At 69.1% G+C, this 11,331-nt stretch carries 11 protein-coding genes; 7 read left to right on the plus strand and 4 right to left on the minus strand.

The features are described from left to right. Window positions 1–377 precede the first annotated feature (377 nt). The gene (locus ABGA98_RS28345; RefSeq protein WP_347621453.1) at window positions 378–986 is read left to right on the plus strand and encodes a hypothetical protein; all 609 of its coding nucleotides are present in this window, start codon (window positions 378–380) and stop codon (window positions 984–986) included. Window positions 987–1,043: 57 nt separating this feature from the next. Beyond that, on the plus strand, window positions 1,044–1,619 hold the full coding sequence (locus tag ABGA98_RS28350) for a Uma2 family endonuclease (protein WP_347621454.1): 576 nt from the start codon (window positions 1,044–1,046) through the stop codon (window positions 1,617–1,619). Here the strand turns inward: ABGA98_RS28350 and ABGA98_RS28355 are convergent. After that, complete coding sequence (locus tag ABGA98_RS28355; RefSeq protein WP_347621455.1) at window positions 1,616–2,179, minus strand: hypothetical protein; 564 nt, start codon at window positions 2,177–2,179, stop codon at window positions 1,616–1,618. The two genes, ABGA98_RS28350 and ABGA98_RS28355, sit on opposite strands and share 4 nt — an antisense overlap. A 284-nt stretch (window positions 2,180–2,463) precedes the next feature. On the opposite strand from ABGA98_RS28355, the gene ABGA98_RS28360 reads away from it, so the two are divergent. After that, window positions 2,464–3,360, plus strand: coding sequence for an RIO1 family regulatory kinase/ATPase (locus ABGA98_RS28360; RefSeq protein WP_347621456.1), 897 nt, complete (start codon window positions 2,464–2,466; stop codon window positions 3,358–3,360). A gap of 9 nt (window positions 3,361–3,369) precedes the next feature. Here the strand turns inward: ABGA98_RS28360 and uvrB are convergent, their stop codons facing one another. Further along, window positions 3,370–5,478: an excinuclease ABC subunit UvrB gene (uvrB, locus tag ABGA98_RS28365; protein WP_347621457.1), complete on the minus strand. Its 2,109-nt coding sequence runs from the start codon at window positions 5,476–5,478 to the stop codon at window positions 3,370–3,372. 36 nt (window positions 5,479–5,514) lie between these two features. Continuing rightward, window positions 5,515–5,748 carry a helix-turn-helix transcriptional regulator gene (locus ABGA98_RS28370; RefSeq protein WP_347621458.1) on the minus strand — a complete coding sequence of 78 codons (234 nt, stop codon included), beginning with the start codon at window positions 5,746–5,748 and terminating at the stop codon, window positions 5,515–5,517. Window positions 5,749–5,902: 154 nt separating this feature from the next. Between ABGA98_RS28370 and ABGA98_RS28375 the strand changes: the two genes are divergently transcribed. From ABGA98_RS28375 to ABGA98_RS28385, 3 genes are all read left to right on the plus strand, one after another. Then, window positions 5,903–7,528 carry an SPFH domain-containing protein gene (locus ABGA98_RS28375; protein ID WP_347621459.1) on the plus strand — a complete coding sequence of 542 codons (1,626 nt, stop codon included), beginning with the start codon at window positions 5,903–5,905 and terminating at the stop codon, window positions 7,526–7,528. 135 nt (window positions 7,529–7,663) lie between these two features. Further along, window positions 7,664–8,902, plus strand: a complete 1,239-nt coding sequence (locus tag ABGA98_RS28380; protein WP_347621460.1) for an SPFH domain-containing protein — start codon at window positions 7,664–7,666, stop codon at window positions 8,900–8,902. 10 nt (window positions 8,903–8,912) lie between these two features. Next, window positions 8,913–9,686 (plus strand): sporulation protein, encoded by a 774-nt coding sequence (locus tag ABGA98_RS28385; protein WP_347621461.1) that lies wholly within the window; start codon window positions 8,913–8,915, stop codon window positions 9,684–9,686. On the opposite strand, the gene ABGA98_RS28390 is transcribed toward ABGA98_RS28385, so the two are convergent. Next, a complete protein-coding gene (locus ABGA98_RS28390; protein ID WP_347621462.1) occupies window positions 9,683–9,826 on the minus strand; it encodes a hypothetical protein in 144 nt (47 codons plus the stop codon). The two genes, ABGA98_RS28385 and ABGA98_RS28390, sit on opposite strands and share 4 nt — an antisense overlap. A gap of 51 nt (window positions 9,827–9,877) precedes the next feature. Here ABGA98_RS28390 and ABGA98_RS28395 point away from each other — a divergent pair, with 51 nt between their 5' ends. Next, entirely contained in the window at window positions 9,878–11,326 is a 1,449-nt protein-coding gene (locus ABGA98_RS28395; protein WP_347621463.1) for a zinc ribbon domain-containing protein, read from the plus strand. Window positions 11,327–11,331 lie beyond the last annotated feature (5 nt).

An 11,331-nucleotide genomic window follows, 5' to 3' on the forward strand; every position in this document is an offset into this window, starting at 1 on the left:
GAACCTCAACCCGATATCCGCGCTGCGCAAGGAGTTTGCGGTCCACATCCGCCGGTACCTATGGGGTGGCCGGCTCTGGTCCCCCTTCGTATGTCTCCGCGTCCTGCGGCGGGCCACCCCTGCCGATCATCAAGGAGTACATCGGGAATCAGAAGCGGCCAGGCTGAGCCACCCACACAGACTGGCTGTCAGAGCATTGCTCGGGCCTGGAGGCCCTCCCGCGCTGTCGTTTCCTCCCGGGCGTAAATAAACGCCCGGGGTTCCACGCCAGATCACGCTGAAACACAGGCCAAACTGATCGATCAAGAGCGGCTCCGGCCAAGCGCCCCAGACCCGCCCGGCCGGACTATCCTTCACATCAACAACCCCGACAGGAGGTGGCGGAGATCAGCGAAATCCTTCTCATCGCCCTGGTGATCCTGGCGTTCCTCCTGTTGCTGGGCGGCGTCGGCATCTACGTGCTGGTCAAGCTGGGCAAGAAGGCCGCCGTCAAGGCCAGGGAGGCCACGACGCGGATCGCCACGCACGTCAACGCGATGGGCACGGGCGAGGCCGCCGAGGTCGAGCGCCTCCGGCTCGACCTGCGCCGCGAGATGTCCCTCACCCGCCAGGCCGTCGACCAGGCCCAGCGCCAGGGATGGGGCCTGGGCGACCTGCCGAGGATCATGGCCGACCTGACGAAGCACGTCGACACGCACGACGAGCAGCTGGCGATGTTCGCCCAGCAGCAGCGCGTGTCTCCCTACCTCGACCACGCCACGCTCGACCGGCTCAGGCAGCACCAGGCCACGCTGACGGCCACGTGCGCCCGCATACGCACCGGCCTGCTCAATGACCAGGTCCACCACACCGCGTCGGGCATCGCCGACCTGACCTCCCGCACCGACCTGGAGATCGAGGCCCGGCGCCGCGACCCCGACCCGCTCGACGAGATCGACGACCTCTACCGCCGCACGATGGAGGAACGCAGGAACCGGCCCGAGTGATCACTTACCGTGGCACCATGGTCGCTTCAGCGCGATGCTCACTGAGGAGGCCTACCGGTGACCACGGCTCTCCCGGAATGGTTCTATCCCGGCCCTCCCGGCGGCTGGACCGCCGACATGCTCGATCACCTTCCCCCCGACGCGCCCCGGCACGTCGAGCTGATCGACGGCTCACTCATCATGAGGCCGCCGCAGACCGGTTTCCACATGCTCACGCTCCGGATGTTCGAGATCTCGCTCAAGCCGCCACCGCGGCTCGCGGTGGTTCGCGAGATGACGGTTACGCTGGGTCCGCGCCAGCGGCCGGAACCAGATGTCCTCCTGGTCAGGAAGTCGGCGATCGGCCCGGCGACCACGTCGTTCAAGCCGGAGGATGTGCATCTCGTGGCAGAGGTCGTGTCCGAGGAGTCTGGGGAAAGAGACCGGACCACCAAGCCGATCAAATACTCCAACGCCGGCATCAAGCACTTCTGGCGCATCGAGCAGGAGAACGGCTTGCCGCTGGTTCACACGTTCGAGCTTGAGCCGACGACCAGGACATATGTCCCCACCGGCATCCACCGCGAGCGGCTGCAGACCAACATCGGGTTCGACGTGGACGTCGATCTCGCCCTCACATGGCCGCCCGCTTAGGGGTCCGTTCGCCAGTCGCCGAAGATGACCGCGGCCAGCTCCGCCTCGCCAGCGCCCTTGCCCACCATGGCCTTGGTGGCCTGAGCCTGCTCAATGGTGGGCAGGCGGCCGTCCAGGAGCACGGGCAGGGACAGGCGCCGCAACAGCACCTCCGACGCCGAGATCCCGTACGGGCGGCGTGTCACGGCCACGTTGACCCGCAGCGCGTGCTCGTTGCCGGGCGGCACGCCCGGACGGTCGATCTCGATGGCCGCATAGCGGAAACCGTTGGCCAGGTCGCAGGGGGCGCACCCCGCCGGGCCCCTGCTGAGCCGACCGCCGCACTCCGTGCAGGTCAGGCGGTCGTACGCGGCGTCCACCACGCGCCACGCATGCCGGTCCGGTTCGTCCACGACCATCTCGGCGACGAGCCGCTCGCCGGACGGCTCGGGCGCGCCGAACTCGCGCTCCAGGAAGGCCCGCCAGCCCTCCTCCACGATCTCGTCGACCAGACGCGCGCACCGGGCACAACCATGGGCCCCGGCCGGCTCCCACTGCCCGCACTCACCGCACCGTCGCATGCCCGCAAGGTACACGCCCATCCGGCCGTACCGCACCGCGATATCCTGCCCCACCCGCACACGCCGGCGGCATCCGCCCGCATCGCGACAGGCCGCCTATTCGGTTGCGGCGCTCGGGGTGGACCGGCATACTCGGGGCGAGTTGATCGCCGCGACGCGAAGGGAGGGTGAGACCGTGATGACGATTTTTCGCGTGCCGGCTTCCGCGTCCTCACACCTTCCCACCGGGCGTTCGCTGATCTGACCGACGAGCCGGTGGGCCTCACTTCTGGAGCATTCCCACCGTGCCCAAGCACTCGCAACACCGCCGCCGCGGCAAGTACGCCCTCGACGCCGACGACATCGCCTGGCTGGAGAGCACCTCCTCGAGCATCTCACCGGGCACCTCCTCCGGGCCCGACGACGGCCCTCCCGAAGGTGATCGCTGGTCCACCTGGGACCAGAGCACGCCCACCGAGAAGGGCCCCCGGCCCTACCCCGACTGGCTGGTCACCGAACTGGCCGCCGTCGACACCGAGCACGGCGTGCTCAAGACCGGCAAGGAAGCCGACGTCCACCTGATCTCGCGTGGCGTGCCCGGCACCGACCGCGAGTGCCTGCTGGCCGCCAAGCGCTATCGATCCGCCGACCACCGCCTGTTCCACCGCGACGCCGGCTATCTGGAGGGACGCAGCACCCGTGAGAGCCGGATGAACCGGGCCATGGCCAACCGCACCGCCTTCGGCAAGCAGGTGATCGCCGCCCAGTGGGCGGTGGCCGAGTTCGCGGCCCTGTGCCGGCTGTGGCAACTCGGGGTGCCGGTGCCGCATCCGGTGCAGATCGTCGGGACGGAGATCCTGGAGGAGTTCGTCGGCACGCGGGACGGCTTCGCGGCGCCGCGGCTGGCCCAGGTGTCCGACGACCTGGACGACCTGTGGGAGCAGCTGGTCACGGCCATGGTCACCCTGGCCAGGGAAGGGCTGGCCCACGGGGACCTGTCGCCGTACAACCTCCTGGTGCACGAGGGCAGGCTGGTCATCATCGACCTTCCGCAGATCGTGGACGTGATCGCGCATCCGGCGGGCCCGTCGTTCCTCGACCGGGACGCGCGCAACGTCGCCACCTGGTTCGCCGCCAAGGGCGTCACGGCCGCCGACCCCGACACCCTCGCCGCCCTTCTGCGGGAGGAAGCCCGGATGTGACCGCCCCCGTTATTCGACGCCTGCCTCGCGCATGTCGCGCAGCTCGCGCTTGAGCTCCTTGATCTCGTCGCGCAGCCGGGCGGCCACCTCGAACTGCAGGTCGGCCGCGGACTGGTGCATCTGCTCGGTCAGCGAGTCGATCAGGGACTCCATCTGCGCCCTGGGCATGTCGCCGGCGATGGCCTTGGCGTGCTGACCGGCCTGCCGGGCGGCGAAGCCCGGCACCGGCGCCTTGCCGCGCGACTGCTGACGGCCCCCGCCGAGCAGCCGGTCGGTGTCGGCGTCCTCGCGCTGCAGCGAGTCGAGGATGTCGGCGATCTTCTTGCGCAGGGGCTGCGGGTCGATGCCGTTGGCTTCGTTGTAGGCGATCTGCTTGGCCCGGCGCCGGTTGGTCTCGTCGATCGCCCGCTCCATCGACGGGGTGATCTTGTCGGCGTACATGTGGACCTGGCCGGAGACGTTACGGGCGGCACGGCCGATGGTCTGGATCAGGGACGTCTCCGACCGGAGGAAACCCTCCTTGTCGGCGTCGAGGATCGACACCAGCGAGACCTCGGGCAGGTCGAGGCCCTCGCGCAGGAGGTTGATGCCGACGAGCACGTCGAACTCGCCGGTGCGCAGCTCGCGCAGCAGCTCGATGCGGCGCAGCGTGTCGACCTCGCTGTGGAGATAGCGGACCCGGATGCCGAGCTCCAGGAGGTAGTCGGTCAGGTCTTCCGACATCTTCTTGGTCAGCGTGGTGACCAGGACGCGCTCGTCGCGTTCGGCGCGCTCGCGGATCTCGTGGACCAGGTCGTCGATCTGGCCCTTGGTGGGCTTGACCACGATCTCGGGGTCGACCAGGCCGGTCGGGCGGATGACCTGCTCGACGACCTCGCCCTTGACCCGGCCCAGCTCATAGGGCCCCGGAGTGGCCGACAGGTAGACCGTCTGCCCGATGCGCTCCAGGAACTCCTCCCACTTGAGCGGCCGGTTGTCGAGCGCCGACGGCAGCCGGAACCCGTGCTCGACCAGCGTGCGCTTGCGCGAGGCGTCGCCTTCGTACATGGCGCCGATCTGCGGCACGGTCTGGTGGGACTCGTCGAGCACCAGGACGAAGTCTTCGGGGAAGTAGTCGAGCAGCGTGTTGGGAGCGCTGCCGGCCTCGCGGGCGTCCATGTGGCGCGAGTAGTTCTCGATGCCGGAGCAGGTGCCGATCTGGCGCATCATCTCGATGTCGTACGTCGTGCGCATGCGCAGCCGCTGCGCCTCCAGCAGCTTGCCCTGGCGTTCGAGCTCCGACAGGCGTTCGGCCAGCTCCGCCTCGATGCCCGCCACGGCGGCGGCCATGCGCTGCTCCCCCGCGACGTAGTGGGAGGCGGGGAAGATGTAGAGCTCTTCGTCCTCGGTGATGACCTCGCCGGTCAGCGGGTGCATGGTCGAGAGCTTCTCGATCTCGTCGCCGAACATCTCGATGCGCACGGCCAGCTCTTCGTATTTCGGGATGATCTCGATCGTGTCGCCGCGCACCCGGAAGGTGCCCCGCGTGAAGGCGAGGTCGTTGCGGGTGTACTGCATGTCGACCAGGCGGCGCAGCAGCTGGTCGCGGTCGACGTCCATGCCGACGCGGAGCCTGGCCATGCGGTCGACGTATTCCTGCGGCGTGCCCAGGCCGTAGATGCATGACACGGAGGCGACCACGATGGTGTCGCGCCGGGTGAGCAGCGAGTTGGTCGCCGAGTGGCGCAGGCGCTCGACCTCGTCGTTGATCGAGGAGTCTTTCTCGATGTAGGTGTCGCTCTGCGGGACGTAAGCCTCAGGCTGGTAATAGTCGTAGTAGGAGACAAAATATTCGACCGCGTTGTTCGGCAACATCTCGCGGAGCTCGTTGGCGAACTGCGCGGCCAGGGTCTTGTTGGGCTGCATCACCAGCGCGGGCCGCTGCAGCCGCTCGATCAGCCAGGCGATCGTGGCCGTCTTGCCCGTGCCGGTTGCCCCCAGCAGGACGTTGTCCTTCTCCCCGGCCTTGACGCGGCGCTCCAGCTCGGCGATGGCCGTCGGCTGGTCGCCGGAGGGAGTCATCTCGGTGACGACCTCGAAGGGCGCCACCTTCCGCTGCAAATCTGTGACCGGTCGCATGGTGCCCACTGTAGGCGGCCGGACCGACAGAAAACGTCAAGCGGACCGCTCGCCGATCCTGGGGAAAGGGCTGGTGGAGAAGACCACTTCGACGGGCACCTCGAAATAGCCGGCGATGCGCAGCGCCAGGTAGAGGCTGGGGCTGTACTCGGCGCGTTCGAGATAGCCGACGGTCTGGTAGTGGACTCCGAGGGCCTCGGCGAGCTGCCTGCGGGTCACGTTCCGCTCCGCGCGCAGCAACGCGATGCGGTTGTAGACGGTCTCGCTCATCGAACTCCTTGCGCCCATCCCCGACGTAGCACGTCCACTACATGAGCAGCACACCTGCTACGAACAGCCATACACATGTGACGCCGCATTGCAAGCGAACAGTAAGTCATTCCCGATACGGTCGGAATCGCCTGTAGCGGAAAAGGAAGGTCCAATGTCACGTCCCAGAGAGGCACTACGCCAAGCAGGTCAGGGCATCGCCCAAGCGGTGGCGCAAGGGGGTGACGTACGCCAGGCGATGGGTCAGGCCGCAGAACAGTTCGCCGGCCAGATGGGGCCGCTGGGCGGACAGGGCCAGGCCCGGGGCTTCGCGCTGAACCCGCACGACTTCGCGGCGGCCCGCGACGGCGGCGCCTCCGTCGGCACCCTCATCGAGGCCAGGACGGCGTCGCTGAACGAGGCCGGGGAGATCGTCAACCGCAGCTTCGCCGACAACGGCATGCACGTCATCTCGCCTGTGGTGATCCCCAAGGGCAGCACCGCGAAGGTGCTCGTGCCCCTCGTCATCCTCGTGGTGCTCGGCCTGATCGGCGCCCTCGGCAACGTCATCCCCAACACCGACCTGATCTTCGGCCCGCACTACTGGTTCGTGCTGGTCATGGCCGCCGTGTTCCTGTGGTGGCGGCGGAGCGTGGTGATGGTGCCCGAGGGCTGCAAGGCGCTGATCACCAAGTTCGGCAAGCTGGTGCACATCGCGGACCCCGGGCGGGTGACGCTGTTCAACCCGTGGAAGCGGGTCAGCTACATCGTCAACACCACACGTGAATACCCGTTCAACGCGCCGATCAGCGAAGCGCCGACCCAGCAGGGCGTCAAGGCGAGCGTGGACCTGTTCCTGCAGTTCAGGATCGAGAACCCGGCCGAGTTCATCTTCGTGCTCGGCTCGGTCAGCGGCTTCCAGTCGAAGCTCCAGAACGCCATCAGCGAGGTCACCCGCTCCCTCATCTACGCCCAGCGGGCCGAGGAGATCTACGACCTGGTGGGCGAGAGCACGCTCGGCATGCTGGAGAGCCTCAACCAGCAGTTCCTGCCCGCCGTACGGCTCACCGACGTGAACATCACGCACGCCGAGCCCTCCAGCCAGGAATACCGCATGGACCTGGCGGCCCCCGAGATGGTCCGCGTCGCCAAGGAGGCCTACACCTACGAGTACGAGCTGAACCTGCGCAAGGAGCAGAACGAGGGCGACCTGATCAAGGAGCTGGCCGGGCTGCAGGAGACGCTGAGCGCCATCCAGGCCGAGATCGCCGGCTACCAGGCCCGCATGGACACCGCGCTCGAACGCGCCACCCACCAGGCCACGGCGCAGGCCAGGCAGCGGCTGGTCGAGGCCGAGTCCACGGCCAACGCCAACGCCGCGCTCCTGGAGGCCCAGGCCCTGGACATCAGGGCGTTGTCGGCAGCGGAGGCGCCCGAGATCCTCGACTACCGCTTCCAGCAGGACCTGCTGACCAAGCTGGAGTCCGTCTCGGCCCGGCTGCCGCAGGTGGTGCAGGTGGGCGAGCAGACCGACATCGACTTCCTGGCCCTGGCGCAGCAGCTGGTGGGCGGGAAGGGCGCGGTGCTGTTCTCCCCCGAGGACATGGCCGCCATCCGCTCCAGGCTCGACGAGATCGGCGCGCGCGTGGCGGGCCGGGAGGACGAGATCGTCGCCCTGCTCAAGAAGGCCGCCGCCGACGTGGGTGAGGCCGTGGAGGCCCCGGAGCCCGACCCGGAGCTCGATCGGACCGTCGAACGCCTCCTGCCGGGCGGCCGGGCCCAGGGAAGTGAGCTCCTGTGAGCAGAGAGCCGAACCGACGCGTGCATGAGGAGCTGAGCGACCGATGAGCAGGGAGCGAACCCGACGCAGTGAGCGGAGTGGAGGGCCGAGGAACGAGGCACTCCGCGGAGCGAATGAGGAGCTGGTGAGCGACCTATGAGCAGGGAATTCTCGAAGATCAAGGAGTCGCTGGCCTCCTGGGGCGAGATCCGCCAGCTGCTGCGCGGCGGCGAGCAGGGCCAGCTCGTCCCCGTCGTGATCCCCAAGGACCGCCGCGGCTTCGCCTGGATGGCGCTGGTGTTCCTGGCGCTCTACTGCGCCGGCATGGCCGCGCTGACCGACCTCACGGTCATCGCCGCGCTCGCGGCGCTGGTCTTCCTGGCCCTGGCGCTGGTCATGATGTGGCGCAAGGCCATCATCGAGATCGAGGAGGGCACCACCGGCGTGCGCAGCCGTTGGGGCGCCATCACCAGCACGCTGCCCCCTGGCCGCCACTACCTCTGGCTGCCGTGGGACCGGGTGGACGCGGTCGTCGACACCTCGACCGAGATCCCGTACTCGGCGCCGATCGTGGCCTGCCCCACGGCCGAGAACGTGCCGCTGAAGTCGATCGAGTTCTTCCTGAAGTTCCGCATCGTGGACCCGGTCGCGTTCGTCCGCACGATCGGCGCGGGCAACTTCGACCTGGTGCTCTCCAGCGCGGTGCAGGACGCGATCAGGCAGCGCAGCCGCAGGGTCCACACCGAGCGCGCGTACGACCTGCGCGGCTCCGACGTCGGCGACATGCAGGACGCCCTCAACCGCCAGCTCGGCAGGTACGGCGTGCGCATCACGGGTGCCAACATCCCCGACGTCCAGCTGCCCGACCAGTACCAGCAGCACCTGTCCACCCGGGAGAAGGTGGCCAAGGAGATGTCGGCCTACGAGCGCGAGTGGGAGCTGACCCGCAAGCGCCGCATCGACACCCTGCTGATGGAGATCGAGCGCTCCAAGAAGACCCGTGACGCCCGCGTGGTCGAGGTCAAGGCCGCCCACAACACCGCGCGCAAGGACGTGGCGCGCATGCTGGAGGAGCAGGAGACCGAGGCGCAGCGGGTGACGTGGGAGATCGAGGCGCGCGGCAGGGCCGAGCTGACCGCCGCCGAGAACGAGGCCAAGGCGCTGCGCCGGCTGGCCGAGTCGTACCGGGACAACCGGGCCGTGCTGCAGTACGAGCTGGCCCGCAAGCGCCTCGACGTGGGCGCCAAACTGGCGGAGAACGCGCCCCAGCCGCTGGTCGTACGCACCCAGCAGGGGCAGTCGGACTCCGCGCTCTCCACCCTCCTCCTGGCCCAGCTGCTTCCCCGAATCTCGGGCACGGGCTCCGGCCAGAACGGCCACACACCTTCCGCATAGGAGAACCCCCATGGTGTTCCGCAAGTTGATGGCCGCGTTCGGCGCGGGCGTCGAGGTTGACACGGTGCTGACCAACACGGGAGTGCGCCCTGGCGAGCTGCTGCGCGGGGTCGTCCACTTCCGCGGCGGCAAGGCGGACTACAAGGTCGAGGGCATCCACATCGATCTGACCGCGGTCGTGGAGGTCGAGTCGGGCGACAACGAGTACAAGTCGACCTACAGTTTCCTGCGCCAGCAGGTCTCGGGGCCGTTCCAGCTCGCCGCGGGCGCGCAGCACGAGCATCCGTTCGAGGTGGCGATCCCGTGGGAGACGCCGATCAGCGCGATCGCGGGGCAGCCGCTGCGCGGGATGAGGCTGGGCGTGCAGACGGAGCTGGCGCTGGCGGGCGCGCTCGACAAGGGCGACCTCGACCCGCTGTTCGTCAGCCCGCTGCCCGTCCAGGAGCACGTGATCGCCGCGCTCGACCGGTTGGGCTTCCGGTTCAAGAAGGCCGACCTGGAGCGCGGCACGCTCTACGGCTCGACGATGCCGTTCTTCCAGGAGATCGAGTACTACGCCGGCGGCACGTGGCGGCGCCACTTCAACGAGCTGGAGCTGACGTTCGTCGCGGGGCCCGGGAGGATGGACGTCATCCTGGAGGCCGACAAGCGGGGCGGCTTCCTGACCTCCAGCCATGACTCCTACAACCGGTTCACCATCCGCTACGACGATCCGCCCGGCGCGGCGGACCAGGCCCTGGAGCGAGGGCTGGAGAAGATGGCCCGCCACCGCGGGTGGTTCTAGGCCCGCGTCACGGCCAGCAGATGACCGCTGGCCCCCAGGAGCGACGGCTCGCACTCGACCTTGCGGGCGGCGTCGAGCAGCAGCTCGCGCCGCCCGTCGTCGTCCAGCCAGGCGTTCACGTCGCCGTAAAGCCAGAACACGCCTTCCAGGCCGTAGCGGCGCGGCTCGGGCAGCCCGGCCTGCCCGCCGACGTGTTCGAGGCGGAGGCAGCGCCGCGCACAGCGCGGATGCTGCTGCTGTCGGCGTGCGACGGGCAGCAGGCCGGCATCGAGCGCGGCGACGATCCCACGCGGGCGCTGCTGCGCCTGCAACTCCCCACCCGTCCCGACCCGCGCTCCTACCGGGACTGGACGTGGGTGTCCTGCCCGATCGCGCTGCCGCCCACGATCCCGGCCCGCGCGGTGCTGCACCTGCCCACCCTGCGCATCCGCCGGGGAGAAGTCCGCGCTGATCTCGCCTACACCCACGCGGTGCCCAAGACCCGGCGCACTGGTCACACGGTCGCACTCGGCGTGGACTGGGGCCTGAACACGCTCCTCAGCGCCGGCGCCGCCCGTCTGAACGACGAGGGACGCCTCACCGCCCTCGGCTCCGGCGCCCAGTTCCGGGCCGCGGGCGTGCTGGCCAAGCAGCATCGGCTGCGCCGCCTGTCCGAACACCTCCACGCTAAAATCGACCACTACCAGCGACTGATCAGCCAAGACGCCGACAATCCCCTGGCCGCCAGGCACGCGGTCCTGACCGGCGAGCTGACGGCGGTGTCCGAGCGCAGGTCGCACCTCAACCAGGCCCTGGCTTGGTCGGCCGCCCGCTGGGCCGTGGACCAGGCCATCGCGGCCGGTGCCACGGTCATCTACCTGGAAGACTTGCGCTCCATGGAAGCCAGGGGCATGGGCCGCAGCATCAACACGCGCTTGTCCCAGCAGGTACGTGGGCAGATCGCCGACCGTATGCGGCACCTGGCCGCCGAGACGGGCATCGCCGTGGTCACCGTTCCGGCCCGGGACACCTCCCGGCGCTGCCCGCAGTGCCTGACCGTGTTGCGGCACCGCAAGGCACCCGACCGGCCCACTGCTGCGGGCTGGAAGTGGGCGATCTGCCCCGACCGCGACGACTGTGGCTGGCAGGGCGACCGCGACATGGGTGCATGGCGGCGGATCGCCGCACGCGGCCTGACCCACCAGGCCACAACCGTGACCGACCGCGCCGGCGGGCAGATGGTCATCCGCAGCGTCGCAGACAAGCTCGAAGCCAAGGCGGTCATCACCCCGGCCGGACCACAGGCCAGCCGAAAGGACCGGTCCAAGACCGGCCCCACCCGGCGACGAACCACACGCCCCGCGCCCAGGCGACGCAGGGCACCCTCCCCCACCGGCCCATCGGGTCCGGCGGGCAAGCGTCCGGAGGGACACGCACCCACGGGCCGGACCCGGCTGCCCCGCGCAGCCCACCGGCACCAGAGCGTGACGACGATCAGCACTCCCTCCCCCAGACTCCGTCCGGAGGGCTCCCCATCCAGCCGACACCGGCCACGCGGGGCGGCATTGGGCGCGGGCTTCCATCTCCGCGCTCACGCCACCCGCCCACGATGGGAAATCCCGCTGCCAGACACCACGTCTGGCATAGGATCACTTAGCTGATTAGA

Origin of the sequence: Nonomuraea sp. B1E8 (genome assembly GCF_039871515.1) — a bacterium.
GTDB lineage: Bacteria > Actinomycetota > Actinomycetes > Streptosporangiales > Streptosporangiaceae > Nonomuraea.